The 26,772-nt window shown below is 28.1% G+C and carries 26 protein-coding genes; 14 read left to right on the top strand and 12 right to left on the bottom strand.

From position 1 onward, the window contains the following. Positions 1-252 precede the first annotated feature (252 nt). Both uvrA and BM335_RS00775 read left to right on the top strand, forming a co-directional pair. The gene (uvrA, locus tag BM335_RS00780) at positions 253-3,042 is read left to right on the top strand and encodes an excinuclease ABC subunit UvrA (RefSeq protein WP_090221974.1); all 2,790 of its coding nucleotides are present in this window, start codon (positions 253-255) and stop codon (positions 3,040-3,042) included. A gap of 36 nt (positions 3,043-3,078) precedes the next feature. Further along, positions 3,079-4,086, top strand: a complete 1,008-nt coding sequence (locus BM335_RS00775) for a glycosyltransferase family 2 protein (RefSeq protein ID WP_090221972.1) — start codon at positions 3,079-3,081, stop codon at positions 4,084-4,086. Here the strand turns inward: BM335_RS00775 and BM335_RS00770 are convergent. The 8 genes from BM335_RS00770 to nusB form a co-directional block, all read right to left on the bottom strand. Further along, positions 4,073-4,702 (bottom strand): L-threonylcarbamoyladenylate synthase, encoded by a 630-nt coding sequence (locus BM335_RS00770; protein ID WP_090221969.1) that lies wholly within the window; start codon positions 4,700-4,702, stop codon positions 4,073-4,075. The genes BM335_RS00775 and BM335_RS00770 overlap by 14 nt on opposite strands. Before the next feature lie 73 nt (positions 4,703-4,775). After that, entirely contained in the window at positions 4,776-5,471 is a 696-nt protein-coding gene (locus BM335_RS00765) for a response regulator transcription factor (protein ID WP_090221967.1), read from the bottom strand. 12 nt (positions 5,472-5,483) lie between these two features. After that, on the bottom strand, positions 5,484-7,055 hold the full coding sequence (locus BM335_RS00760) for a sensor histidine kinase (RefSeq protein ID WP_090221964.1): 1,572 nt from the start codon (positions 7,053-7,055) through the stop codon (positions 5,484-5,486). A gap of 80 nt (positions 7,056-7,135) precedes the next feature. After that, positions 7,136-7,735 carry a dephospho-CoA kinase gene (gene coaE / locus BM335_RS00755; RefSeq protein ID WP_317041008.1) on the bottom strand — a complete coding sequence of 200 codons (600 nt, stop codon included), beginning with the start codon at positions 7,733-7,735 and terminating at the stop codon, positions 7,136-7,138. Next, positions 7,735-8,700 carry a CdaR family protein gene (locus tag BM335_RS00750; protein ID WP_090221958.1) on the bottom strand — a complete coding sequence of 322 codons (966 nt, stop codon included), beginning with the start codon at positions 8,698-8,700 and terminating at the stop codon, positions 7,735-7,737. Before BM335_RS00750 ends, coaE begins: the two co-directional genes overlap by 1 nt. A gap of 70 nt (positions 8,701-8,770) precedes the next feature. After that, positions 8,771-9,091 (bottom strand): preprotein translocase subunit YajC, encoded by a 321-nt coding sequence (gene yajC / locus BM335_RS00745; protein WP_090221956.1) that lies wholly within the window; start codon positions 9,089-9,091, stop codon positions 8,771-8,773. Positions 9,092-9,118: 27 nt separating this feature from the next. Further along, positions 9,119-9,571, bottom strand: a complete 453-nt coding sequence (locus tag BM335_RS00740) for a DUF1573 domain-containing protein (RefSeq protein WP_090221954.1) — start codon at positions 9,569-9,571, stop codon at positions 9,119-9,121. 29 nt (positions 9,572-9,600) lie between these two features. Beyond that, positions 9,601-10,539 carry a transcription antitermination factor NusB gene (gene nusB, locus BM335_RS00735; RefSeq protein ID WP_090221951.1) on the bottom strand — a complete coding sequence of 313 codons (939 nt, stop codon included), beginning with the start codon at positions 10,537-10,539 and terminating at the stop codon, positions 9,601-9,603. Between the two features lie 176 nt (positions 10,540-10,715). Here nusB and BM335_RS00730 point away from each other — a divergent pair, with 176 nt between their 5' ends. Both BM335_RS00730 and BM335_RS00725 read left to right on the top strand, forming a co-directional pair. Beyond that, a complete protein-coding gene (locus BM335_RS00730; RefSeq protein ID WP_090221949.1) occupies positions 10,716-12,470 on the top strand; it encodes an ABC transporter ATP-binding protein in 1,755 nt (584 codons plus the stop codon). Positions 12,471-12,552: 82 nt separating this feature from the next. Beyond that, on the top strand, positions 12,553-12,924 hold the full coding sequence (locus BM335_RS00725; protein WP_090221946.1) for a PUR family DNA/RNA-binding protein: 372 nt from the start codon (positions 12,553-12,555) through the stop codon (positions 12,922-12,924). A 107-nt stretch (positions 12,925-13,031) separates the two neighbouring features. On the opposite strand, the gene sucC is transcribed toward BM335_RS00725, so the two are convergent. Beyond that, positions 13,032-14,225, bottom strand: a complete 1,194-nt coding sequence (gene sucC, locus BM335_RS00720; RefSeq protein WP_090221944.1) for an ADP-forming succinate--CoA ligase subunit beta — start codon at positions 14,223-14,225, stop codon at positions 13,032-13,034. Positions 14,226-14,384: 159 nt separating this feature from the next. Further along, positions 14,385-15,080 (bottom strand): Crp/Fnr family transcriptional regulator, encoded by a 696-nt coding sequence (locus tag BM335_RS00715; RefSeq protein WP_090221938.1) that lies wholly within the window; start codon positions 15,078-15,080, stop codon positions 14,385-14,387. Between the two features lie 158 nt (positions 15,081-15,238). Here BM335_RS00715 and BM335_RS00710 point away from each other — a divergent pair, with 158 nt between their 5' ends. From BM335_RS00710 to BM335_RS00675, 9 genes are all read left to right on the top strand, one after another. Then, a complete protein-coding gene (locus BM335_RS00710; protein ID WP_090221936.1) occupies positions 15,239-15,481 on the top strand; it encodes a hypothetical protein in 243 nt (80 codons plus the stop codon). 63 nt (positions 15,482-15,544) lie between these two features. Further along, positions 15,545-15,685, top strand: coding sequence for a hypothetical protein (locus tag BM335_RS15610; RefSeq protein WP_177219117.1), 141 nt, complete (start codon positions 15,545-15,547; stop codon positions 15,683-15,685). A gap of 145 nt (positions 15,686-15,830) precedes the next feature. Continuing rightward, positions 15,831-18,245 carry a DUF5916 domain-containing protein gene (locus BM335_RS00705; RefSeq protein WP_090221933.1) on the top strand — a complete coding sequence of 805 codons (2,415 nt, stop codon included), beginning with the start codon at positions 15,831-15,833 and terminating at the stop codon, positions 18,243-18,245. A gap of 38 nt (positions 18,246-18,283) precedes the next feature. Continuing rightward, complete coding sequence (locus BM335_RS00700; RefSeq protein WP_090221931.1) at positions 18,284-18,946, top strand: ABC transporter ATP-binding protein; 663 nt, start codon at positions 18,284-18,286, stop codon at positions 18,944-18,946. A gap of 10 nt (positions 18,947-18,956) precedes the next feature. Beyond that, entirely contained in the window at positions 18,957-19,691 is a 735-nt protein-coding gene (locus tag BM335_RS00695; protein WP_090221928.1) for a 5'-methylthioadenosine/adenosylhomocysteine nucleosidase, read from the top strand. A 42-nt stretch (positions 19,692-19,733) separates the two neighbouring features. Further along, positions 19,734-21,692, top strand: a complete 1,959-nt coding sequence (locus BM335_RS00690; protein ID WP_090221926.1) for a BatA domain-containing protein — start codon at positions 19,734-19,736, stop codon at positions 21,690-21,692. Beyond that, on the top strand, positions 21,689-22,942 hold the full coding sequence (locus BM335_RS00685) for a dihydroorotase (protein WP_090221923.1): 1,254 nt from the start codon (positions 21,689-21,691) through the stop codon (positions 22,940-22,942). Before BM335_RS00690 ends, BM335_RS00685 begins: the two co-directional genes overlap by 4 nt. Before the next feature lie 13 nt (positions 22,943-22,955). Next, a complete protein-coding gene (locus tag BM335_RS00680) occupies positions 22,956-23,285 on the top strand; it encodes a DUF4870 domain-containing protein (RefSeq protein WP_090221921.1) in 330 nt (109 codons plus the stop codon). Positions 23,286-23,345: 60 nt separating this feature from the next. Continuing rightward, positions 23,346-23,999 (top strand): alpha/beta hydrolase, encoded by a 654-nt coding sequence (locus tag BM335_RS00675; protein ID WP_090221919.1) that lies wholly within the window; start codon positions 23,346-23,348, stop codon positions 23,997-23,999. 27 nt (positions 24,000-24,026) lie between these two features. On the opposite strand, the gene BM335_RS00670 is transcribed toward BM335_RS00675, so the two are convergent. Continuing rightward, positions 24,027-24,428 carry a hotdog domain-containing protein gene (locus BM335_RS00670; protein ID WP_218157791.1) on the bottom strand — a complete coding sequence of 134 codons (402 nt, stop codon included), beginning with the start codon at positions 24,426-24,428 and terminating at the stop codon, positions 24,027-24,029. Positions 24,429-24,608: 180 nt separating this feature from the next. Between BM335_RS00670 and ppgK the strand changes: the two genes are divergently transcribed. After that, on the top strand, positions 24,609-25,340 hold the full coding sequence (gene ppgK / locus BM335_RS00665; protein WP_090221917.1) for a polyphosphate--glucose phosphotransferase: 732 nt from the start codon (positions 24,609-24,611) through the stop codon (positions 25,338-25,340). A gap of 99 nt (positions 25,341-25,439) precedes the next feature. Here ppgK and BM335_RS00660 read toward each other — a convergent pair whose 3' ends face one another. Beyond that, positions 25,440-26,771 (bottom strand): DUF58 domain-containing protein, encoded by a 1,332-nt coding sequence (locus tag BM335_RS00660; protein WP_090223192.1) that lies wholly within the window; start codon positions 26,769-26,771, stop codon positions 25,440-25,442. Between the last annotated feature and the right edge of the window lies 1 nt (position 26,772).

Raw genomic sequence — 26,772 nt, 5'->3', positions numbered from 1 at the left:
GGGATTAATAATTTGTATTTCTTAAAATTTATAAAAAGTAAAAGTGTTGTATAGGCGTTTTATGTTTTAAATGAATGTGTAAATATGGGTTTTATTTTTATAAATAGCAAATTTTAAATCTAACTTTTTAATTTTTAGCACAATAAACCATTTTGTAATTTTTTAGTACTCCTAAAACTTAAACATAGTATATACTGTAATTAATTCTATAAATTTGTAACGATTATAAAAACGTATATTTTTAAATAACCAATGACTCAAAATATTTCAGAACTAAATCCAAAAGAAAACATACTTATTAAAGGAGCAAGTTTGCATAATTTAAAAAATATTGATGTTGCAATTCCTAGAAATAAGTTAGTTGTAATTACAGGACTTTCTGGTTCTGGAAAATCCAGTTTAGCTTTTGATACACTTTTTGCTGAAGGGCAACGCCGTTATGTAGAAAGTTTATCATCCTACGCACGTCAGTTTTTAGGACGTTTAAACAAACCTAAAGTAGAGTATATTAAAGGAATTGCACCTGCAATTGCTATTGAACAAAAAGTAAATTCAACCAATCCGCGTTCAACCGTTGGTACATCAACAGAAATTTATGATTATTTAAAATTATTATTTGCCAGAATTGGTAAAACCTACTCTCCTATTTCTAACTTAGAAGTAAAAAAACATACAGTTACCGATGTAATTGAATTTATTAAAAAAACACCGTTAGATACTAAATTACTATTGCTATCGCCTGTTCATATCCCATCGGATAGAAATGTGCTTCAAACATTAAAAATATTAGCACAACAAGGTTATTCCAGAATACAATATAAAAACGATATAGTTAGAATTGAAGATATAACTACTGAAATTGAACACGATTTTTTATTGGTTATTGATAGAATAATTGTAAAAGATGATGAAGATTTTTATAACAGATTAGGTGATGCCATTCAAACTGCATTTTTTGAAGGAAAAGGCGAATGTATTATTGAAAATATACAAACAACGCATCAAACATTATTTAATAATAAATTTGAACTAGACGGCATTCAATTTTTAGAACCAAACACCCATTTATTCAGTTTTAATAATCCGTATGGCGCTTGCCCTAGTTGCGAAGGTTACGGAAATGTAATTGGTGTTGATGAAGATTTGGTAATTCCAAACACCTCACTTTCAATTTTTGAAGATGCCATTTTACCTTGGAAATCCGATTCGTTTTCAGAATATAAAAACAATTTAATTAATAGTGCTTATAAATTTAATATTCCCATTCATAAACCTTGGTTTGAGCTAACCAATGAACAAAAGCAATTAATTTGGAACGGGAATGCATCATTTAACGGATTGCATAGTTTTTTTAAATTTTTAGAAGAAAATAGTTACAAAATTCAATATAGGGTAATGCTTTCTCGCTACAGAGGTAAAACAAAATGCTCAGAATGTAATGGTAAAAGATTGCGAAAAGAAGCTAATAATGTTAAAATAAACAACAAAAACATTAGCGATTTAGTTGATTTACCTATTAATGAATTAATTGAATTTTTTAAAAATATACAATTAGAAGAATTTGAACAAAAAATTGCCAAACGATTATTGGTTGAAATAAATAATAGGTTGCAATTTTTAAACAACGTTGGTTTAAACTATTTAACCTTAAACAGAACTTCAAACAGTTTATCAGGTGGTGAAAGTCAGCGTATAAACTTAGCAACTTCATTAGGCAGCAGCTTAGTAGGTTCTATGTATATTTTAGATGAACCAAGTATTGGTTTACATCCAAAAGATACCGAACGATTGATTGACGTTTTAAAAAATTTACGTGATTTAGGCAATACTGTAATTGTTGTTGAACACGATGAAGATATTATGAAAGCTGCCGATATGATTATAGATATTGGTCCTGAAGCAGGTACCTTTGGTGGTGAAGTTGTTGCTGAAGGAAATTTTAATGAAATTTTAAAATCCAATTCCTTAACTGCACAATATTTAAACAACAGCTTGCAAATTGAAGTGCCTAAAAAACGTAGACCAACAAAATATAAAGTAGAAGTTATAGGTGCACGAGAAAATAATTTAAAAAATATAAATATTACTTTTCCTTTAAACAGTTTAACTGTTGTAACCGGCGTTTCAGGTAGTGGTAAAAGTACATTGGTAAGTAAAATATTATATCCTGCAATTCAAAAATTAATTGGAGACTACGGAGAAAAAGTTGGACAGTTTACCGAAATTAAAGGTGATATTAAACATATTGAACATATAGAGTTTATCAACCAAAATCCAATTGGTAGATCCAGCAGATCAAACCCTGTAACCTACATAAAAGCGTATGATGATATTAGAACACTATTTGCATCAGAAAAACTGTCTAAAATTAGAAATTACCAACCAAAACATTTTTCATTTAATGTAGAAGGTGGACGTTGCGAAGTTTGCAAAGGTGAAGGTGAAGTTACTATTGAAATGCAATTTATGGCTGATGTACATTTAGAATGTGAAGCTTGTAAAGGAGAACGTTTTAAAAAAGAAATACTAGCCGTTAAATTTCAAGGGAAATCAATTAATGATGTTTTAAACAGCACCATTGATGATGCCATTTCATTTTTTGCCTTACACAAAGAAACTAAAATTGTAAAAAAATTAAAACCTTTGCAAGATGTAGGTTTAGGGTATGTTACCTTAGGACAATCTTCTTCTACCCTTTCTGGTGGTGAAGCGCAACGTATTAAATTAGCATCCTTTTTAGTAAAAGGCAGCAGACAAAGTAAATCGCTTTTTATTTTTGATGAACCAACAACCGGACTTCATTTTCATGACATAAAAAAATTACTAAAATCTTTTAATGCTTTAATAAATAATGGACATTCTATCATTGTAATTGAACATAATATTGATTTAATAAAATGTGCCGATTATATTATTGATTTAGGCAAAGAAGGTGGTAAAAACGGTGGGCATTTACTATTTCAGGGAACTCCTGAAGAATTAATAAAATGTAAAGACTCATTTACTGCGCCATTTTTAGCGGAAAAATTAACCAACATTTAAAAGAAAATTGATAGAAATTAAAGTAAGTTTGCACCTGTGAAAATAGCCATTGTAATTCTAAACTGGAACGGTAAAACGTTGTTAGAAAAATTTCTACCAAGTATTATAAATTTTAGCAATCAAAAAAATGTTGAAATTTATGTTGCTGACAATGCTTCAACTGATAGTTCTGTTCAATTTGTAGCAACACAGTTCCCTACAGTAAAAATAGTGCAAAACGCTACTAATGGAGGTTATGCAAAAGGATATAATGAAGCTTTAAAACATATTAATGCTGATATTTATGGTTTGGTAAACTCTGATATTGAAGTTACCGAACATTGGCTAAACCCAATAATTTCAACTTTTGAAAAAAATGCAAATACGGCAATTATTCAACCAAAAATATTAGACTATAAAAATAAGACAGCTTTTGAATATGCCGGTGCTGGAGGTGGGTTTATTGATAAATTTGGATATCCATTTTGTAGAGGACGAGTTTTTTCAAAATTAGAAGTTGACACTTCACAATTTAATGATGAAATTGACATATTTTGGGCTTCAGGGGCTTGTTTTTTTATTCGGTCGGAAGTATTTAACAAAGTTCTTGGTTTTGATGAAGATTATTTTGCGCATCAAGAAGAGATAGATTTATGCTGGAGAGTTCAAAATTTAGGGAAAACCATTAAATATGTTGGTACATCTACTGTGTACCACGTTGGTGGAGCTACTTTAAAAGAAGAAAGTCCGAGAAAATCATTTTTAAATTTTAGAAACAGTTTGTTTTCATTGGTTAAAAACTTGCCAAAAAGTAAATTAATACCCATTATTTTTGTTCGGATGATTTTAGATGGCGTTGCTGGAGTTAAGTTTCTTTTTGAACTTCGTCCAATTCATACATTAGCAATAATTAGAGCACATGTAAGTTTTTATTACTACTTACCAAAGATGTTTAAAAAGCGTAAATTAAGCATTCAAAACAATACTTATTTTTTAGTGAACAGCATTGTTTGGCAACATTTTATAAAAAAAGTTAACACTTTTAAAGCGCTTAAGAAATATTAAAATCTTCTATACTACCTTTACCTTCTCTTAAAATTGTAATTTCACCATCTGATAAATCAATTACTGTTGAAGGTGTATTATCTCCGTAACCACCATCAATAACAATATCTACAATGTTTCCCCATTTTTCATAAATTAACTCAGGGTCAGTTGTATACTCAATTAAATCATCTTCATCATAAATGGAGGTAGAAACGATAGGGTTTCCTAATTTTTTTACAATATCGCGTACAATATTATTGTTTGGAATTCTAATACCAACCGTACTTTTATTTTTAAACGATTTAGGTAAATTGTTATTTCCTGGCAAAACAAAAGTATAAGGCCCAGGCAAATAGCGTTTTAAAATTTTATACGTAGGTGTATCAATTTGTTTTACATAATCAGAAAGGTTGCTTAAATCATAACAAATAAATGAAAAATTTGCTTTGTTTAATTTTACTCCTTTAATTTGAGCAACTTTTTCCATGGCTTTATTATTGGTAATATCGCATCCTATTCCATAAACGGTATCTGTCGGATAAATAATTAAACCACCTGCTTTTAGCACTTTAACTACTTTATCAATTTCCTTTTCATTAGGGTTTTCTTCAAATATTTTTATAAACTGTGCCATATTCTAATTTTGTAATTCACAAATGTAGCTTATTTTATAACATAAAAAAACCTGCTAAAAGCAGGTTTTTTTATTATTTTTCTATCAATCTGAAACCTTCACCGTGGATATTTAAAATTTCAACATTTTCATCAGCTTTTAAATATTTTCTTAGTTTGGCAATGTAAACATCCATACTTCTGGATGTAAAATAATTATCATCTCTCCAAATTTTAGTTAATGCTAACTCTCTTGGCATTAAATCGTTTTTATGTGTTGCCAACATTTTTAACAATTTACTTTCTTTTGGTGATAATTTTTGAGTTTCTCCTCCATTATATGATAAGTGACGTAATTTTGAATTAAAATCAAATTTACCAATTTTAAATTCAAAAGACTCATCTTCAACACTTTGTTCCGTTTCTTTACGCTGTAAAATTGCTTTAATTTTATATAACAATACTTCAGAATCAAAAGGTTTGTTTAAATAATCATCTGCACCTACTTGGTAACCTTTTAATACATCTTCTTTCATTGTTTTAGCTGTTAAAAAGATGATTGGAATTTCAGAATTAGTTGCTCTTACATCTTTTGCTAAAGAAAAACCATCTTTTCGTGGCATCATGACATCAAAAATACATAAATCAAAATCATCATTTTTAAACATAATTAAACCTTCTAAACCATCTTTAGCCAAGGTTACATTATAATCATTTAATGATAAATAATCTTTTAAAACTGTTCCAAAATTAGGATCGTCTTCTACCAATAAAATTCTATTGTTTTCCATAATTACTATTTTTTAAATTAAAGGTAATTTTATGGTAAAAGTGCTTCCTTGTCCTTTTTCACTTTCAACATAAATATCTCCTTGATGAATTTCTACTATTTTTTTTACGTATGAAAGTCCTAAACCGTGACCTTTAACGTTATGAATATTTCCTCTTTCTTCTCTATAAAACTTTTTAAAGATATTTTTTTGCACACTTTTATTCATTCCAATTCCTTGATCAGACACTTTAATAATAATGTTTTTGGCAGTATTTTCTGTTGTAACCTCTACTTTAGGAGCGTCTTCAGAATATTTTATTGCATTGTCTAAAACATTTACAATTACATTTGTTAAATGAAAATGGTTTGCCAAAATTTCATTGTTTTTAGCATTAAAATGTGTTTTTATATATCCGCCTTTATCTTTTATAATTAAATCTACATGCGTTATTGCTTCTTCTATTACTTCTTTTAAATCAATTTTTTCTTTGCTAACATCCAGCTGATTTTTCTCTAATTTAGAAATTCGTAATACATTTTCAACTTGCCCGTGCATTCTTTTATTTTCATCACGAATCATTTGAACATAGCGCATTACCTTTTCTTTATCTTCAATAATTTTAGGGTTTTTTATGGCATCTAAAGCTAAATTTATGGTAGCAATAGGTGTTTTAAACTCGTGCGTCATATTATTAATAAAATCTGTTTTAATTTCAGAAATTTGTTTTTGTTTTATTAATTGATACAAAGCTGTTACAAAAGCTAAAATAATTATAAATATAAAGAAAACTGAGAGAACAAGTATTTTTGAGATGGATGAAAGTATAAAATTCTTTTTCTCGGGGAACGTTACAAATAACTGAAAGTTGCTATTTCCTTCAGAATCTGTAAACATTGGCACCATATAACTTTTGCCTGTTTCTTTTCTAAAATAGCCCGATTTTACTTGTGTTGCCAAGCCATTACTATAAATACCATATTTAAAATTGGTTGTAATTCCTTTGCTTTTTAGCTCTCTATCTAAACGCAGTGTAAGTTCTTGGTTACTCACTCTTTTATGAATGGGCATTTTGGTTCTTGAAATATCAAAAGCACGTTCAAGTTGCGATTTTTCAGCGCCTTCAAATCTACCAATTTTCAAATAACGTTCTTCTGGTGCATTGATATCACTTCCTTTATTATCTAATGATTGATCTTTTACAATTACTATTTCTTCTTTTCTAAAAATTTCTTTAAAATCTATAGAATCATTTTCAAAGAACTCAGTTGGTACTTTATAATTTTCTTCAATAATACTTTGCGAATACGTAAAACGCTCGTTATTAGTTGTATCTATTTTTTCATAAATGTATTTTCGTACATCTGAATATTTTAATTTAGTACCTTCATCTTTAAAATTCTCAACAATATCTAAATAAAAAGCATTAAACTCATCTTCTTTAATATCTTCAGATACTTTGGCTAAAGCAAAACGCACATTTGAAGTAAACTGTTCTTCGGTAATTTGAATGGTGTTTTTAATCCAAAATACTTGAACAGATATAATACCTATTAAGGCTACGCTCATTAACACAATAATAAGTATAAATATTTTCTTCCCCATTCTGCAAAATTAAACTTTTATCAGCAAATCTATGTTTTATTAACTTTCGTTAACTAAATATATAATTTTTTAACAAATTCTTATGACATTTGATATTGTTTATCCAGTTGCCTTAAAATACTAAGAATTGTAGTCACTTGTTGTTTGGTATATTGTAAGTCATTATTTTTAATTACAAAATTCGATTTTAATATTTTAAAATCATCATTAAGTTGATGTTGCATTCTGGCCAAAACTTCTTCTTTAGAAACGCCATCACGAGCTATTATACGCTGAATTCTAGCATCTTTATCTGCAGTAACTGTAACAATATAATCACAAAGTTTATCACTCCCACTTTCAAATAAAATTGCTGCTTCATAAATAATTATTTGCTGCGGAAATTGTTTTTGAAACTTTAAAAAATGTTCCCTTACTTTTGGATGAACTAGCGCATTTAAAGCTGTTAGTTTTTCTGAATTATTAAAAACTACTGAAGCTAAATATTTTCTGTTTAAAATACCATCAACATAAGCTTCTTTACCAAATAAATTTTTAATTTGATGTATGAGCGCTGTATTAGAATTCATAAGTTTTTTTGCTTCTACATCTGCAATAAATACTTGTACACCTAATTTTTCAAATAATTGTAAAACAGTTGTTTTTCCACTTCCTATTCCGCCTGTTAAACCTACTACCATTATTTTTGAATTAAAAATTCTATTTTATTTGGATTTATTTTTAAGGTTGAAATCAAATCGCTTTTCTGTTCTATTACAGGAGAAAGATAGCGGACTAAAGTATCATTTTGGTATTGTAAATAATCAAAAACTACCGAAAAACTATTTTTATTAATGGAATTAAAATTACTGAGTCCGGCCTGATAAATAATTTCAATTTCTTTAGGAAACGGTATTAGTTTTACACCTTTTGGAATGTTTATAATGTTTACTGGTACTATAAATTTTCCTTCCGTAAATTTATCAACTTCACCAGTAACAGTAACGGTATTTGCCAACATTTTAATATTTTTCCATTTAGGCATTTTTAATTGCATTTGAACGTTTACATTTTCGTAAACTTCATTTAATTCTAAGTTGTTTGTAATAATTTCATCAATGCTATCTAAACTACTTTTTGGACCAGAAATACTTATAGAATCTGGACTTATTTTTAATTCTTCAATAAAATTATATCCTAATTTAAAATTCACTTTTAGCTTAGGGTTAACTGGAACTTTTTTAGAAATGTTAGTGCCTAAATTTACAAAAATGGTATCACTTAAAAAACGCACAATTGTAGAAGTACTTTCTAACTTTTGCTTTAAACTATTAATTTGATTATTAGGCAATAAATAATATTTAGATCCTTTTTTTTGACTTTCAACTAGGCTTAAAATTATTTTTGGTGGGTTTATGGTATATTTTAATAAATTAAATCCTGTTGCTTGAATAACAACCTCCATTTCATCAATAGGTTTATTGAGCAATAATTTATTTGAAGGTAAATTTGTGTAAACTAATTTAATTTTTGTTGTTGAAACATATGATTTTGATAATGCAACAATAAACCATATTACAGTAGTTAAAAAAAGAAAAAAAAGAAAAATTCTTATTTTTCGATTATACTTTAACGAAATTCCTGATGTTTTGTTACGTGAATTCATTTCAATTTAAAAATTAAATATACAAAAAAAGTGAGCTGTTGGGCTCACTTTTTTAGATGTTTATTTCTGTTTATTTACTTTCAACAGAAGTTTCGTACTTTTTACTTAATTCCATTGAAATTGCTGAACGCTCAAATTTAATTTTTCCAGCACCTGTTTCAACAATTACAGTGTTGTCACTATCAACAATATCAACAATTTTACCGTGGATACCACTTGAAGTAACTATTTTGTTTCCTTTTGCAATGGAGCTTTGGAATTTCTTTTCGTTTTTTGCACGTTTCATTTGAGGTCTAATCATAAAAAAGTAGATGACCACAAACATTAATAAAAATGGCAACATACTTGCTAAAGATCCACCACCTGTTTGTAAAAAAATTGTTGTATACATTCTATATTTAATTTATCTATTTATAAGTTAACTTTTTGCTGTTACAGTTCCTGTTAAGCGCACAGTTTCTGTTATTTTTTCAGCATTTGAAGTAATTGTAATTGATTTGTGTTGTTTTCCTACACGTCCATTAGAGTTAAAAGAAAATTTAATTTCTCCAGTTTCTCCTGGTTTAATAGGATCTTTAGTCCAATCTGGCGTTGTACATCCACAAGAAGGTCTTACAGCTGTTATTAGTAAATCTGTTTTGCCCTTATTTGTTACTTTAAAAGCACCATCAATTATTTCTCCTTCTACTATGGTTCCAAAATCGTATTCCATAGTATCAAATTCCATAATTGCTGAACCTAAACTAATTTTCGCGTCTCTTTCTTTTGCTGTTTCTAAATTAGCCGCATCAATTTTTGCTGTTGCATTTTCTTTACAAGAAATAAAAGCTATACAAACTAAAACTGCACTTAAAATTGTTATTTTTCTCATACTATTAATGTTTTTGTAAATTTAAAAAATTATAATAATCCTCTGCCTATTTTATTTAATCTTTTTGAAGTTGTTAAATCCTTCAATATTTTATCTAAAACACCATTAATAAAAAAACTACTTTTATTTGTTGAATAATCTTTAGAAATTTCAATATATTCATTTATAGTTACACGCGTTGGTATTGAAGGGAATTTTAAAAATTCGCAAATTGCCATTTTAATTAAAATCATATCAATTTCTGCAATACGCTCTGCATCCCAATTGGGTGTTTTATCTACAATATCTTTTTCTAGTTCTTTATGGTTTAAAACTACTTTTCTAAATAAATCTAACACAAATTGCTTGTCTTCATCATCTTTATATAACTTACCTAGCTTAAAAATACTATTTGGTTTTATTTGACTTAAAGATTTTACAACCCACGTATTTACAAAAGGAATATCATCAACCCAACTAATATGTTTATCTTCAAAATATTCTGCTAATTTCTCGTTAGGCGCAATAATTTCTTTAAAAATAGTTTCAACAAAAGCTACATCTTCTTTAAAAGTGGTTACCTCAGTTTCCATATATGAAGCGTACGCAGCACTTTCTTTTATCAACTTTAATATTTCGTTAATATACTCAGAGTCTAATTTCCAATAATTTAAATTATTGTTTACCAAGTATTCATTTAATGAAGCGCTTTCATCTAAAAGTTTAAAAACTTGATTGTCAATAAATTTTGTGTTTGGTTTTAATTCCTGAGGAGTTGCTAAAAACTTTTTCTTTGATATTTCTATATGGTTTCGCTCCATATCTCTAACTTCAACAAGTAAACACAATATTAAAACGTATAAATCATACATTTTATCAATACTTGCGTATAAAAACTTTTCTTCTTTGTTTAAGTTATCACTTTTAGATTGCAGCAATGCATAAACCGATTGCATTACTTTTACCCTAATATGTCTTCTGTTTATCATGTAAAGAACTTTGAAACTGTCTATTTTTAACTGCGCAAAAATACTATATTTTTTTAGAAAACTTATTTTGAAATCACTTTTTTATTAAAGTTAAATCTATCTTAATTATTGTCGCATTAAAATATTATTGCTGTATATTCGTGTTTTGAAAATTTTGCTGATTGGCAGTTACTTTTATGAAAGAATTAAAATACCTAAATAAATATTTTTTAAAATACAAATACCGACTTTTAATTGGTATTGTTATTACCATATTATCCAACGTTTTAGCGCTACAAGTTCCACAATTTATTAGAGAATCTTTAAACATTGCTGAAGATTATAGAAATGGAATTGTAACCGATTTAGCACTTGTAAAAACTGGTTTATTAAATAACATTTTATTAATTGTTGGTGCAGCATTATTATCTGGTTTTTTTACTTTTTTAATGCGTCAAATGATAATTGTTACCTCTAGATTGATTGAATTTGATTTAAAAAATGAAATTTACGCACAATACCAACGCCTATCTTTAAACTTTTACAAGAAAAATAGAACCGGCGATTTAATGAATAGAATTAGTGAAGATGTTACCAAAGTACGTATGTATTTTGGCCCAGCTATAATGTATTTCATGAATATGTTAGTACTATTTATTGTAGCTATTGTTAAAATGTACGATATTGATCCAGTACTAACAAAATATACGCTTTTACCATTACCAATACTCTCGGTTTCTATTTACGTTTTAAGTAGTATTATTCATAAAAGAAGTACCATTGTACAACAATTTCTATCAAAACTTACTGCAAATGCCCAAGAAATTTTCTCTGGAATAAGTATTGTAAAATCTTATAGCATTGAAAATAAAGTAATTGAAGATTTCACAAAATTAAGTGACGAGGCAAAAGATAAAAATATTAATTTTTACAAAGCACAAGCCTTATTTTTTCCATTAATGATATTGTTAATTGGTATCAGCAATATTTTAGTAATTTACATTGGTGGTTTACGCTACATTGAAGGCACCATAACCTTAGGTGTAATTGCCGAATTTATTATGTATGTAAACATGTTAACGTGGCCAGTTGCAGTAGTTGGCTGGGTGACATCTATTGTACAAGAAGCTGAAGCTTCACAAAAACGTATTAATGAGTTTTTAAAACATAAACCTGAAATTGTAAACACAAACACTTCAACTTCTGAAATTATTGGCGCAATTGAGTTTAAAAATGTAACATTTACGTATGATGATACAAATATTGTTGCTTTAAAAAATGTAAGTTTTAAAATACCACAAGGCGAAACATTAGCTATTTTAGGAAATACAGGTTCTGGAAAATCTACCATTATAAACTTAGTTGCACGACTTTATGATGTAGATAAAGGCGAAATATTAATTGACAATAAAAATATTAAAGACCTTAATATAGATAACCTACGCCAAAGTATTGGTTTTGTTCCACAAGAAGCATTTTTATTTTCTGACACCATAAAAAACAATATAAAATTTGGTGATGAAAATGCATCAGATGAAAAAATTGAAAAAGCTGCAAAAGACGCTTATATACATCATAATATCATTGAATTTAACCAAGGTTACAACACCTTTATTGGCGAGCGTGGTGTTACACTTTCGGGCGGACAAAAACAACGAATTTCAATTGCCAGAGCTATTATAAAAGAACCTAAAATACTAATTTTTGACGATTGTTTATCAGCTGTAGATACCGAAACAGAAGAGATTATTTTAAATAACCTTTATAACATTAGCAAAAATAAAACAACCATAATTGTTAGTCACAGAATTTCATCAATTAAAAATGCCGACAAAATTTTAGTAATTGACAATGGTAAGATAATACAACAAGGCACACATAATGAGCTTGTTGATACTAAAGGCTACTATAAAGAATTATATGAACAGCAACTTTTAGAAAAAGAATTATAAAAAAATTAAAATAACCCAAATATTTTTATAGATTTGTGAATGAATCTAAATAAATAACGATTAATTAAATAGAAAGTTTATTATGAGTGAAAACGAACATTTAGAACAGGAAGAGATATTCTCACAGGTTCTGAGAGCGGGAAGAAGAACTTACTTTTTTGATGTAAGAGCTACAAAAGCAGAAGATTATTACTTAACTATTACTGAAAGTAAAAAATTCACACACGACGATGGATCATTCCATTACAAAAAACACAAAATTTATTTATATAAAGAAGATTTTGAAGAATTTAATGAGATGCTAAAAGCAGCAACTGATTATATTTTAGATGAAAAAGGTGAAGAAGTTATTTCTGAGCGTCATCAAAAAGATTTCAAAAGACCTTCAGATGATGAAAACGATGATGCTGTAAGCACTGAAAGTTTCACCGATGTAAATTTTGAAGATATTTAAAAACCTATAGGTAAAACAAAAAACACTTCCCAAAAAGAAGTGTTTTTTTATGCATAAAAAAAACCAACGAGATCGTTGGTTTTTTAATTTTATAGTATTTAAAATTTTTAAGCAAGCACTTGTTGTACTTTATCAGCAGCTTCCTGAAACTCTGTTGCGGAAATTACATCTAAACCACTATCATCAATTAATTGTTTCGCTTCAATAGCGTTAGTTCCTTGCAAACGTACAATAATTGGTACTTTAATTGCATCACCCATATTTTTATAAGCATCAATTACCCCTTGCGCAACTCTGTCACAACGTACAATTCCACCAAAAATATTCACTAAAATAGCTTTTACATTTGGATCTTTTAAAATAATTCTAAACGCAGTTTCAACACGTTTTGCATCAGCAGTTCCTCCAACATCTAAAAAGTTTGCTGGTTCACCACCAGATTGCTTAATTAAATCCATAGTACTCATAGCTAAACCAGCACCGTTTACCATACACCCAACATTTCCATCTAAATCAACATAATTTAAACCTGCAGCATGTGCTTCTACTTCAATATCATTTTCTTCACGTAAATCACGTAATAAAGCTAAATCTTTATGACGGTATAATGCATTATCATCTAATACTACTTTAGAATCTACCGCTAAAATTTTATCATCAGAAGTTTTTAAAACTGGATTTATCTCAAACAATGAAGCATCTGATTTTACAAAAGCTGTATACAATGACGTCACAAACTTTATCATCTCTTTTAAAGCATTGCCTGACAAACCTAAATTAAAAGCAATTTTACGTGCTTGAAATGCTTGAATACCTAACAAAGGATCAATATCTTCGGTAAATATTAAATGTGGTGTTTTTTCTGCTACGGCCTCAATATCCATTCCACCTTCTGTAGAATACATAATCATATTTCTGCCAGTTGCTCTATTTAACAGCACAGACATATAATATTCTTCTGGTTGATTATTACCTGGATAATATACATCTTCAGCAATTAAAACCTGATGAACTTTTTTCCCTTGTGGAGGAGTTTGTGGTGTTTTTAACATCATTCCAATAATGCTTTCAGAAATAGTTTCAACTTCTGCTAAACTTTTTGCAAGTTTAACTCCGCCTCCTTTTCCTCTTCCTCCTGCGTGAATTTGTGCTTTAACTACCCACCAACCTGTACCAGTTTCTGCGGCTAATTGTTTTGCTGCTTCTACTGCTTTTTTATGATTGTCGGCAACAATCCCACGTTGAATTCTAACGCCAAAACTGTTTAACAATTCTTTTCCTTGATATTCGTGTAAATTCATTAGAAATTAGGTTTTTTTAATACTTATTCGCAAATGTAATAAATCAAAACTGAACTATTATACTGATTTTTTAAAAGTTTAAATTTTTGTAAGTAATTTTAAATATGTTGTATCCTACAATTTCAAACGATTTCACTAAAAAATTAGAGATTGATACTTTTAACCAAGAACACTTATTTGTTTTAGCTTTTTTAAATCTAAAATTTCAATTTTACGATCGCTTACATTTAAAATTCCTTCTTTATTAAATTTAGATAGCGTATTAATTATACTTTCTTTAGAGTAGCCCAACATATCTGCCAATTCTTTTCTTACAACTGGCAACATATAAGTTGAAGATTTATAAATGGTCGCAAAATCTAATAATAAAATTGATAAAGCGCCATCAATATTTTTTTGAGAAAGTCTTGTCATACTATGAAATAAACCATTTGCAATACCAGACATATGTCTAATTAATGCTAATGAAAAGGCTCCATTGTTTTTTATAAATGTTTCAAAAACATCCATTTCAATAAAACTAACTTTCGTGTTTTCAAGTGCAATAGCAGTAAAATCAAAATTTTTAAAGGCAAAACAACAAATTAATCCAACAAAACTATGAGATTGTACCAATCCTAAAGTTGATGTTTTATTATCATTTACTACCTCTAATTTTACCAAGCCATCGGTTACATAAACTAAATTACTTACAACGGCGCCTCTTTTAACTATAATTTCACCTGCATTAAATTCTAAATCGGTTTTATGCTGTACTAATAATTCCTTTTCATCATCCGTCAACATATTTAAACATTCTTTTGCATTTAAAAAATCACAATCTAATTGTGGCTTTTCTTTTAAAAAATCTGGCATCTTATTTCATTTACATTCTTTGCAATGTAAAATTACATCATAAATCATAAATAAATACATAAAAGTTCATAAAATTTACTGATGAAAAACGGCTTGTTAAGGCTTTATTTCATTGTAATTTTATAGTGTTGAATAATGACACTAAAATTTAAAAGAAAATGAAAAAAATAGTCTTAAAATCGGCTTTTTTAATACCCACTTTTATTTTTGCAATTTTTTTAATAATGACCATTATAGGTTGTACATCATGCTTATTTGGATTTGATCACGACTATTATAGTTGTGCATATTGCAATATTTTTAAAGGAATTACCATAATATCAATTATAGCTTATTTAACCATTTTATATTTAGATATAAAATTGGTATACAAAAAAAATTCATTTAACAAGCCTAAGTAAATAAAACTTAAAATGTATAAATGAAATTATTTGAAATAGTTTTTAAAAATTTAAAAAAATAAAATGAAAAATTTAGTTTTAAAAATAGCTATTTTAACACCTTTAATTCCTGTTGTTATATTTATAGTAGGCCTTTTTATACTATCATATATTGAATATGTAATTATGATTTTTAAAGTGTATTCTAAACTTATAATGCAATAATATTAGTTTTAAAAAGCTATTAGTTATTAATTTATCAAAATGTAGATTATAAAATTTAAATAAATGCCTTTATTAACATTTATTTAAGACGAATTTTGCTAGATGTTAAATATTTTAGCAAACAGTTTTTATATTATAACCTACAATGAAGAAATTCATATTTATTTTTTACCTTTTTACACAAATTAGCGCATTTGCTCAACTAAATCCAAACCCAAAATCCATTCAAGCTTTAAGAATTTCCTCAGCACCAACTATTGATGGTGTTTTAGATGAGTCTTTTTGGCAAAATGCAGAAACTGCAAAAGATTTTATTATGTTTCGGCCAGGTATTGGTACAAATGAACCTTCTGGAAAAAAAACAGAAGTAAAAGTAATTTATGATGATGAAGCTATCTATTTTGGAGCTTTACTTTATGATAATGATATAAAAAATATCCCTATAGAATCTGCTACAAGAGATAATTTTGGTCAAACAGATTGGTTTGGAATTATACTAAACCCGCTAAACGATGGACAAAATGATACAGAATTTTTTATTCAAGCTACCGGAAATCAAGCCGATGCCAAAGCATCCATTAACGATGAAGATTTTGGTTGGAGCGCTGTTTGGGAAAGTGCGGTTAAATTAGATAACGAAAAATGGGTTATTGAGGTTAAAATACCTTATTCTGCATTGCGTTTTTCAAATGAAGAAGTTCAAACTTGGGGTTTAAATTTTCACAGAAGAATGCAAAATACCAAAGAGCAATATACGTGGAATCCTATTGATAAAACTAAAGGAAATATTCAACAATATGCAGGAATTTTAAATGGTATTAAAAATATTTCACCACCAACCCGATTGAGTTTTTTCCCTTATGCCTCTTCATCCTATTCCATTTACAATGGTGAGAATCAATTTGATTCAAGCATAGGAATGGATGTGAAATATGGCATTAGTGAAAGTTTTACTTTAGACGCCACTTTAATTCCAGATTTTGGACAAACAGCATTTGATAACCTTACATTAAATTTAGGTCCATTTGAACAACACTTTTCTGAAAAAAGAGCTTTTTTTACCGAAGGAACAGAATTGTTTAACAAAGGAAATTTATTTTACTCAAGGAGAGTTGGTAACAGACCTTCAACCTACGTTAAAAGTAGCGATTTAGCTGAAAATGAAGAAATTTTAGATACTCCTTCAGATGTAAAAATGTTAAATGCTTTAAAAATTTCAGGAAGAACAAAAAATGGTTTAGGAGTTGGCTTTTTTAATGCAATCACAGAAAAAACAGTTGCTAAAATAAAAAACACCGATACTGATGAAATTCGGAAAATTGTTTTAGAACCATTTGCAAACTACAATGTATTAGTTATTGACCAACAATTTAATAAAAATTCAGCGATAAGTTTTGTAAATACAAATGTAATGAGAGAAGGTGCTTTTAGAGATGCAAATGTATCAGCACTACTGTTTGACCTTACAAATAAAGCAAATAAATATAAAATTGAAGGTGGTGGGGGTATGAGCTATTTAAATGAATTTGATACAACAACAAAAGGTTTTTTTACCGATGTTGCTGTTAGAAAAATAAGTGGAAACTGGCAATACGGACTTGAACATCATTTAGAAGATGCAAAATTTAATAAAAATGATTTAGGCTACCAACAAAGAAATAACTTTAGCAATTTTGAATCTTATATAAGCTACGAAACTTTTGAACCTAAAGGCAGATTTGATCGCTATCAGTTTACGCTTTGGGCAGATTTGGATTATCTATACAAGCCAAACAAATACACAAGCAATTCTATTGGTTTAAATTATTCCTTTCAAACAAAAGAAACTAAAATAGCTTATGGTGGAAATTTTAACACAATCATAAATAAAGAATTTGATTATTACGAACCAAGAATTTCAGGAAGATTTTATAAAAAACCAGGTAGAATATCTTCCAATCAATGGATATCAACTGACTATAGAAAAAAATTCGCAATAGATGCCAACGTTTTTATGGCATCAAGAATTAATGATGATAATTCTTATATTGACATTAGCTTTTCACCTCGTTATAGAGTTAACGATCAACTATCATTTGTGTACGATTTAAACTATTCTAAAGACACTAATGACAAAGGTTTTGTAGATATTATTGCAGATGATGAAATAATTTTTGGTAAAAGAGATGCAAAATCATTTACCAATGCTATTTCTGGAAAATATAATTTTAGCACAAAATCTGCTTTAAACTTAACTTTCCGCCATTATTGGTCGCCTGTTGAATATGATAATCAATATTATTTACTAAACAATAATGGAATACTTGTAGCAAATGATTACACTGAAAACCATGATATTAACTATAATATTTGGAATTTTGATTTAAGTTACACTTGGGAATTTGCTCCTGGAAGTCAATTAATTGCGCTATACAGAAACTCTATTTTTAATGAAGATCAATTAGCTGATTTAAATTTTAAAGAAAATTTAGATAATTTATTTGATGAATCTATGCTACATAATTTTTCAGTTCGTTTAGTATATTATATAGATTATAATAAAGCTAAAAATTGGTTGTAATAAAATATAAATTGTATTTTCACCTTTTATTTTAAAAAATGATTGAAGCAAAAGAAATCCATAAATTTTATGGAGAATTAGAGGTTTTAAAAGGTGTTAAATTAACTATAAAAAAGGGTGAAGTTGTTGCTATTGTTGGGCCTTCAGGTGCAGGAAAAACAACACTTTTACAAATTCTTGGAACGTTAGATCAACCAACCAAAGTTAAAAATGCCGAGTTAAAAATAAACGATACCAATCTGTTAGAATTAAAGGACAAATCATTATCCAAATTCAGAAATCAACATATTGGATTTATTTTTCAATTTCATCAGTTATTACCTGAATTTACAGCATTAGAAAATGTGTGTATACCCGCTTTTATTGGAAATAAATCGAAAAAAGAAACTGAAACTAAAGCAATAGAATTGCTCACTTTTTTAGGTTTATCAGATAGAATTCATCATAAACCAAATGAACTTTCTGGAGGTGAACAACAGCGTGTTGCTGTTGCAAGAGCTTTAATTAATAATCCAGATGTAATTTTTGCTGATGAACCAAGTGGAAATTTAGATTCAACTTCTGCAAAAAATTTACACGAACTATTTTTCACGTTGCGCGAAAAATTTAACCAAACTTTTGTAATTGTTACACACAATCAAGAGTTGGCAAATATGGCAGATCGCAAATTGGAAATGAAAGATGGTAAAATAATCAATTAAAATTTTAAAAATGATTGCAATTATTAGTGCAATGCAAGAAGAAATTCAAGCATTACTAAATAAATTACAAAACGTTTCTACCATAGAAAAAGGAATGCGAACTTATTATGTTGGAACACTTTTTAACAAAAAAGTAGTGTTGGTTTTCTCTAGATGGGGAAAGGTTGCTGCAGCCGCAACAACAACTCAGCTAATTAATGATTTTGATTTAGATGAAATTATTTTTACAGGCGTTGCAGGCGGCATTCATCCAAATTTAAATATTGGAGATATTGTGATTGGAAAAGACCTGTTTCAACACGATTTAAATGCAAGTCCGTTTTATAAAAGGTTTGAAATTCCGATTATTAAAAAGTTGTTTTTAGAAACCAAGAACCCGGATTCATTAATTGCTGCCACAACTATATTTTTACAAAATTACCACTGCTATGTAAAATTAAATGATGCGCAAATTTTTGACATTACAAAACCGAAATTGGTTTTTGGAGATATTGCTAGTGGTGATCAATTTATTTCAAGTTTAAAAAAAATAGCCAAATTAAATAAACAAATACCATCCGCAATTTGCGTTGAAATGGAAGGTGCGGCTGTAGCTCAAATTTGTTATGAATATGAAATGCCGTTTTCAATAATTAGAATTATATCTGACAAAGCAAATGATAATGCAACCATAGATTTTTCAAAATTTTCAAATACAATTGCCAGTAATTATGCATTAGGAATTTTAGAAAACTATTTTGCATAAGTTAAAATTGAATTTAATATCTTTGAGAAATCCTTTGAAAAAATGCAATTTAAACATCCTGAAATTTTATATGCATTATTACTACTTATCATTCCGATATTAGTTCATTTATTTCAACTACAACGCTTCAAAAAAGTTCCATTTACAAACGTTCAGTTTTTAAAAAAAATAGTACAGCAAACTCGTAAAAGTTCAAGAGTAAAAAAGCTATTAATTTTACTTACCAGAATGGCTACTTTTGCATGTTTAATTATTGCTTTTTCTCAACCATATTTTTCAAACAATTCACTGCAACAAAATTACCATACAACTATTTATTTAGACAACTCTTTTAGTATGCAGGCAAAGGGTGAAAATGGAGAATTACTAAAATCAATTGCGCAACAAATTATTGAAAATACCAATTCTAAAAACACCACATTTTCATTAATTACAAATAGTAAAGAATTTAAAAATATAGATAGCAAAACACTAAAAAATGAATTGATTACTTGTGATTATTCTCCAAATAAATTAGATTTAAACACGGTTTTATTGAAATTAAATAGTACTAATTTAAAATCAACAAACACTTTAAATAAAAATATAATAATATCTGATTTTCAAATTATTAATTTTAAAAATAAACCTGAAGTTACAAATGTAAACACAGCTATAAATGTATTAAAATTACATCCTAAAAAAAATACAAACATTTTTATAGACAGCATTTACATTGCAGAAGAAAAAGCAAATGAAATAACACTTTCAATAGTTGTAAAAAGCACAGAAAAAAATTCATTAACCATTCCAATTTCTTTGCAAGACAATACAAAGTTACTTGGAAAATCTATTATTAAGTTTAACAATTCTAACACCTCAATTATAGATTTTTCTATTCCAAACATTACAAATATGAATGGAATTATAACGTTAACAGATGCCAATTTAACCTTTGATAATACGTTCTATTTTACACTATCAAAACCTGAAAAAATGAACGTTTTAGCAATAGGAGAAAACGCGCAATTTTTAAATAAAATTTATACTGAAGATGAGTTTAATTTCACTTCAAATCAGCTTCAAAATTTAAATTATGATGCATTAAAAAATCAACATTTAATCATATTAAATGAGTTAGAAAACATACCTAATGAACTTACAAAAATACTGTTTGATTTTTCAAAAAATGGCGGAACAATTGTTATAATTCCTTCTGTAAATTCAGCCTTAAATTCGTATAATAATTTTTTAAAAATATTTAATGCTGGAACAATTTTAAATAAAACAGCTGAAGAACATAAAATTACTTCAATTGTTTTTGAACATCCTTTAATGACTCAAGTTTTTGAAAATAACGTGACAAATTTTCAATATCCAACAACTAATCTTTATTACAAGTTCCAATTAAAAAATGCTGCTTCTGTACTTAAATTAGATTCAAATGAAGCGTTTTTAACAGCTATTAAAAATAATAACAATGCTGTTTATTTATTTTCATCTCCTTTAAAAAAAGAAGTTTCCAATTTCATACAATCACCTCTAATAGTTCCTGTTTTTTACAATTTTGCAAAAAATAGTTTAAAAAATGCGCGGTTATATTACACTATTCAACCTGAAAACACTATTGAAATTATAACCAATATTGCAAAAGATAATGTGTTAAAAGTATTGAATAATAACAATGAGTTTATTCCGTTACAAGAAATTACACCTAACAAAGTTCTATTAAAAATTGATGGAACAGATTTAAAAAGTGGTTTTTACAACCTAACATCAAACGATAAAATAATTAAAACAATAGCTTTTAATTATAACAGAGAAGAAAGTGAATTAAATTATTTAAACCTAGCGTCACTTTTTAAAAACTCCGAAAACATAGTTATTAACACCGCTATTGATAACTTTTTTACCGAAATGTACAATGAACAGAAAATCAATTGGCTTTTTAAGTGGTTTTTAGCTTTTTCTGTTCTATTTTTGCTAATTGAAATGCTGTTATTAAAATATTTCAAAATATGAATATACTCATAAAGTCTGCTATAATTGTTGATCCTTCAAGTCCTTTTCATCAACAAAAAAATGATATTTTAATTGAAAAAGGGATTATCACCAAAATTTCCAAAACCATACAAAACCCAAATAATTATAAAGAAATTAAACTTGAAAACTTACATATTTCTCAAGGCTGGTTTGATTCTAGTGTTTGTTTTGGAGAACCAGGTTTAGAAGAACGCGAAACAATTGAAAATGGTTTGAACACAGCCGCAAAAAGCGGATTTACAGCAGTTGCAGTAAATCCAAACACAAGCCCAGCAGCCGATAATAAATCTACCATAGAGTTTATAAAACATAAAAGCTTTGGGTTTGCAACCAACCTCTACCCTATTGGAAATTTTACAAAAGGCGGACAAAGTGTAGATTTAGCAGAATTATATGATATGCAAAACTCTGGGGCCATTGCTTTTGGAGATTACAACAAATCTATAAGCAATGCTAATTTATTGAAAATTGGATTGCAATATGTGCAAAATTTTGATGGACTAGTTTTAAGTTTTCCTCAAGACAATTCTATTGCAACAGAAGGTTTGGTAAATGAAGAAATTAACAGTACAAAATTAGGCTTAAAAGGTATTCCTAGTTTGGCAGAAGAACTTCAAATTGCGCGTGATTTATTTATTTTAGAATACACTGGTGGTAAATTACACATTCCAACAATATCAACAGAAAATGCAGTAAAATTGATTAAAAACGCTAAAAAGAAAGGTTTAAATGTTTCGTGTAGTGTTGCTGCACACCATTTAGTTTTAACAGATGATGAGCTAAAAAGTTTTGATGCCAACACAAAAGTATTACCTCCATTAAGAACCTTAAAAGATACAAAGGCACTTATAAAAGGATTAAAAGAAGGAGTAATTGATATGATTACTAGCGACCACAACCCAATAGATATTGAGCACAAAAAAGTAGAGTATTACAATGCTAAATTTGGCACCATTGGCTTGGAAAGTTTATTTAGCGCATTAAATAAAAAAATTGATTTAGACGTTTTTATTGCAAGTTTAACTACCAATCCTAAAAAACGTTTTAAAATTAAAACCGAAACTATTAGCGAAGGAAATAAAGCCGATTTAACACTCTTTAATCCAGAGTTTGAATATCAATTTACAGAAAACAATATACTTTCAACCTCCAAAAATGCTATTTTCTTAAATAAAAAAATGAATGGAAAAGTATATGGTATTATTGCAAATAATCAAGTAGTTTTATAAAAAAAATAAAAAAATGGACGCTTACACTATTAAAGAAGGAAAGACAATTGCTATAATAAGTTATATAACTTGGATTGGTACTTTAATTGCCTATTTTATGAATAATGAAAAACGCAATGCTTTTGCTTCATTCCATATCCGTCAAGCTATAGGAATTTCTTTATTTTCTATTGCAAATAGTATATTTTTAATACGTTATATTGGATTATGGGCAACTGGCTTTATTGGAGTTGGATTGTTTATTTTACTTGTTATAGGTTTGGTAGGCGCTTTACAAGGAGAAACCAAAAAAATACCATTATTTGGAGATATTTTTCAAGATTGGTTTAAAGGAATTGCATAAAACTATATTAAAACTTACTTTTGAAGTCGTGCTAAACAGCACGACTTTTATTTTATACTTATGAAACAATTATCACTGCAATACATTTCAAGAGAGCCAAATAGTATCTCTGAAAAAACGTCACTTTTAATACTTTTACATGGCTATGGAAGCAATGAAGAAGACTTATTTTCATTCGCCACAGAACTTCCTGAAGATTTAATTATAATTAGCGCTAGAGCTCCACAATCTCTAGGTTTTGGCGGTTACGCATGGTATACAATACATTTTAATACATCCGTTGATAAATTTTCTGACATTCCTGAGGCCATCGCATCTCGTGATTTAATTGCAAAATTTGTAACTGAAGTTCAAGAAAAATATAATATTACACCAGCAAAAACTTTTTTATTAGGATTTAGTCAAGGGACCATTTTAAGTTATGCCGTTGCATTAAATTATCCTGAAAAAATACAAAAAGTAATTGCACTAAGTGGTTACATAAATCCAGATTTATTACCAAAAACCCTAGATGCTTCAAAATATACCAATTTAGATTTCTTTATTTCACATGGAAATGTTGACCAAGTTATTCCTGTTGAATGGGCAAATAAAACGCCTAAATTTTTAAATGACCTACACATAAAAAATTGTTATCAAGAATATCCTGTTGGACATGGTGTGGCTCCAAAAAACTTTTTCGACTTTAAAAAATGGATTGAAGAACGAATGTAAACTGAAATAACCTTTAAAAAATTAGTATTATTTATCTAAAACGTGTTTTTGTAAAGTAAAACAAACAAATTCACCTTCAAAAACTACTTCCTGTTTTTTATTAAATACCAAAACAGAAACAACTGTTTTTACATCATTTATTTTTTCTTTATAACTCGCTGTTGCAGTTAAAACATCTCCAACAACAGTAGGTTTTACAAATTTCACTTCAGCCTTACCTAAAACAACATTTGGGTGATTAATTAAAACCATTGCCGCATAATCTGCCAAGCCAAATGTAAAACCACCATGTGAAAGTCCTAAACTATCCACTACCATTTCTTCCGAAATATTCAACTGAACAATTGCCTTATCTTCTTCAATAGAAATAACATTACCTATTAATTTTTTTGAAGTTTTTAAATGTGTATTTTGAGTGATTGTATCCATTATTAGTTTATTTGATAGCAAAAATAACTTCTTTTTATTTTAGAAACATTCTAATTTATCTTATAAAACATCATTTTAACTTACTATAAATAGATCCTTTTAAATGAATTTTAATATTTATAGTTTCTATAATTCCAATTATAATATTTTTTAATAAATTGTAACCTTTAAATAAAATATATGGAAATTTTAGGAATAGACGTTGGTGGAACAGGAATTAAAGGTGCTGTTGTAAATACCAAAACTGGTGAACTTATTTCGAAACGAAGAAGAATAGCAACACCACACCCCGCAACACCTGAAGCGGTTGCGGAAACTATCCAAAAATTAATTCATCATTTTAAATGGAACGGACCTGTTGGATGTGGTTTTCCAACACCTTTAAAAAACGGTAAATGTTTAACTGGTGGAAATTTACATAAAGATTGGAAAAATTTAAAAGTTGATGAGTTTTTCAAAAGTAAAACGGGCAATCAATTTTCTGTTGTGAATGATGCAGATGCTGCTGGACTTGCCGAAATTACTTTTGGCGCTGGAAAAGATGTAAAAGGAACCGTAATTATGATTACACTTGGAACCGGAATTGGTTCTGCCTTATTTTTAGATGGAAAATTACTACCAAATACAGAATTTGGTCATGTATTGCATAAAAGTGGTTGCATTTTTGAAAAATATGCTGCAGATTCTGTACGAATTGAGGAAAACTTAAGCAGAAAACAATGGGGAAAACGCTTGCACAAATACTTTAAACACATTAATTTATTATTATCTCCAGATTTAATTATAGTTGGTGGCGGTTCTAGTAAAAAGTTTAGCAAATTTGAAGCCCAAATAAATATAGATACTAAAATTATTCCTGCAAAATCGGAAAACGAAGCAGGTATTATTGGTGCTGCTTTGGCGGCAGTTTAGAAATATTTTTTATTCAATTCTCAATTCTTAAAATTAAAAAAAGAAGGAAATTAAAACTTTAAATGCAATTTAGAACGACTTTAAAATGGCTAAAGATTATTAAATAAATCCTTTTGCCTTAAATTCTAAGTACTTATTAATCACATTTACTGTTAAATGTTGTGGTTTGGTAAGAATTCCATAAATACCTTTACTTTCTAATTCTTTTACAATCAAGCGTTTTTCGTAAGCAAATTTTTCTGCAATGGTTTTATGATAAATAGTTTGCAAATCTTCCGCATTTTCATTAATTAAATTATCAAGCTCTGTATTTTCAAAAAATACCACTACCAACAAATGAAATTTTGAAATAGCTTGTAAAAAAGGCAATTGTCTTTTTAATGCAGAAATATGTTCAAAATTTGTATATAAAATTAACAAACTTCTTTGGGTAATTTTACGTTTTATAAGCGCATATAAATACCCAAAATCAGAATCGGTATATTGTGTATTTATATTGTAAAGCGCTTCATTTATAGTATTTAAATGTGTTTTTTTATTACTTGCAGCAACAATGGTATCAACTTTTTTGGCAAAAGTTAATAATCCTGCTTTATCGTTTTTACGAAGAGCAATATTTGAAAATGCCAAGGTAGAATTTATAGCATAATCTAATAATTTCAATTCTTCAAAAGGCATTTTCATGACTCTGCCTAAATCTATAATAGAATAAATTGGTTGCGATTTTTCATCTTGATACTGATTTACCATTAACTGATTGCGCTTTGCAGTTGCCTTCCAGTTAATAGTTCTTACATCATCACCAGCGATGTAATTTTTAATTTGCTCAAATTCTAATGTATGACCAATTTTTCTAATTTTTTTCAGTCCAAATTCCGTTAAACGATTGCTCATTGCTAAAAACTCATACTTCTTCATTTGAATGTATGATGGATACACAGCAACCATTTCATTTTCTTGAAATTTAAAACGTCTAGCAACAATTCTTAAAGGTGTTGAAATAAATACATTTAAGTTTCCAAAATGATATTCACCTCGTTCAACAGGTTTTACAGAATATTCAAAATTATAGTTTTCAGCACTTTTTAATTGAATAATTTGTTCAAAATCTCTTTTTTGAAACTGAACTGGTAACTCATCAATTAATTTTGCTTCAATAGTAAATTTATAATTATTCTTTATGGTGATTGGAATTGGATTATCATCGGAATTTGAAAATTTTTCAGTTAAAATTCTTCTGGCAGAAACTCCTTTATTCACATTAAAAAGCATATAAATATCACCAAAAAATAACACTACTAAAATGGTTACTAAAAACCAAGCAGCACTGTATAATATTGGTAACCAAAAGGAAACCAAAAATGTTGCTGCTATAATTGTTAGATAAACAAAAAAGCGTTGGTGAATGTATAAACTTTTAAATATATTCATC

This window comes from Lutibacter maritimus, from assembly GCF_900116115.1.
Taxonomy (GTDB): Bacteria; Bacteroidota; Bacteroidia; order Flavobacteriales; family Flavobacteriaceae; genus Lutibacter; species Lutibacter maritimus.
This window is presented reverse-complemented; position numbering and strand designations above follow the sequence as displayed.

Excerpts from the sequence above, each read along its gene's own strand:
- uvrA (WP_090221974.1), top strand. The coding sequence starts at position 253 with ATGACTCAAAATATTTCAGAACTAAATCCAAAAGAAAACATACTTATT.
- BM335_RS00770 (WP_090221969.1), bottom strand. The coding sequence starts at position 4,702 with ATGGCACAGTTTATAAAAATATTTGAAGAAAACCCTAATGAAAAGGAA.
- BM335_RS00765 (WP_090221967.1), bottom strand. The coding sequence starts at position 5,471 with ATGGAAAACAATAGAATTTTATTGGTAGAAGACGATCCTAATTTTGGA.
- BM335_RS00760 (WP_090221964.1), bottom strand. The coding sequence starts at position 7,055 with ATGGGGAAGAAAATATTTATACTTATTATTGTGTTAATGAGCGTAGCC.
- coaE (WP_317041008.1), bottom strand. The coding sequence starts at position 7,735 with ATGGTAGTAGGTTTAACAGGCGGAATAGGAAGTGGAAAAACAACTGTT.
- BM335_RS00750 (WP_090221958.1), bottom strand. The coding sequence starts at position 8,700 with ATGAATTCACGTAACAAAACATCAGGAATTTCGTTAAAGTATAATCGA.
- yajC (WP_090221956.1), bottom strand. The coding sequence starts at position 9,091 with ATGTATACAACAATTTTTTTACAAACAGGTGGTGGATCTTTAGCAAGT.
- BM335_RS00740 (WP_090221954.1), bottom strand. The coding sequence starts at position 9,571 with ATGAGAAAAATAACAATTTTAAGTGCAGTTTTAGTTTGTATAGCTTTT.
- nusB (WP_090221951.1), bottom strand. The coding sequence starts at position 10,539 with ATGATAAACAGAAGACATATTAGGGTAAAAGTAATGCAATCGGTTTAT.
- BM335_RS00730 (WP_090221949.1), top strand. The coding sequence starts at position 10,716 with ATGAAAGAATTAAAATACCTAAATAAATATTTTTTAAAATACAAATAC.
- BM335_RS00725 (WP_090221946.1), top strand. The coding sequence starts at position 12,553 with ATGAGTGAAAACGAACATTTAGAACAGGAAGAGATATTCTCACAGGTT.
- sucC (WP_090221944.1), bottom strand. The coding sequence starts at position 14,225 with ATGAATTTACACGAATATCAAGGAAAAGAATTGTTAAACAGTTTTGGC.
- BM335_RS00715 (WP_090221938.1), bottom strand. The coding sequence starts at position 15,080 with ATGCCAGATTTTTTAAAAGAAAAGCCACAATTAGATTGTGATTTTTTA.
- BM335_RS00710 (WP_090221936.1), top strand. The coding sequence starts at position 15,239 with ATGAAAAAAATAGTCTTAAAATCGGCTTTTTTAATACCCACTTTTATT.
- BM335_RS15610 (WP_177219117.1), top strand. The coding sequence starts at position 15,545 with ATGAAAAATTTAGTTTTAAAAATAGCTATTTTAACACCTTTAATTCCT.
- BM335_RS00705 (WP_090221933.1), top strand. The coding sequence starts at position 15,831 with ATGAAGAAATTCATATTTATTTTTTACCTTTTTACACAAATTAGCGCA.
- BM335_RS00700 (WP_090221931.1), top strand. The coding sequence starts at position 18,284 with ATGATTGAAGCAAAAGAAATCCATAAATTTTATGGAGAATTAGAGGTT.
- BM335_RS00695 (WP_090221928.1), top strand. The coding sequence starts at position 18,957 with ATGATTGCAATTATTAGTGCAATGCAAGAAGAAATTCAAGCATTACTA.
- BM335_RS00690 (WP_090221926.1), top strand. The coding sequence starts at position 19,734 with ATGCAATTTAAACATCCTGAAATTTTATATGCATTATTACTACTTATC.
- BM335_RS00685 (WP_090221923.1), top strand. The coding sequence starts at position 21,689 with ATGAATATACTCATAAAGTCTGCTATAATTGTTGATCCTTCAAGTCCT.
- BM335_RS00680 (WP_090221921.1), top strand. The coding sequence starts at position 22,956 with ATGGACGCTTACACTATTAAAGAAGGAAAGACAATTGCTATAATAAGT.
- BM335_RS00675 (WP_090221919.1), top strand. The coding sequence starts at position 23,346 with ATGAAACAATTATCACTGCAATACATTTCAAGAGAGCCAAATAGTATC.
- BM335_RS00670 (WP_218157791.1), bottom strand. The coding sequence starts at position 24,428 with ATGGATACAATCACTCAAAATACACATTTAAAAACTTCAAAAAAATTA.
- ppgK (WP_090221917.1), top strand. The coding sequence starts at position 24,609 with ATGGAAATTTTAGGAATAGACGTTGGTGGAACAGGAATTAAAGGTGCT.
- BM335_RS00660 (WP_090223192.1), bottom strand. The coding sequence starts at position 26,771 with ATGAATATATTTAAAAGTTTATACATTCACCAACGCTTTTTTGTTTAT.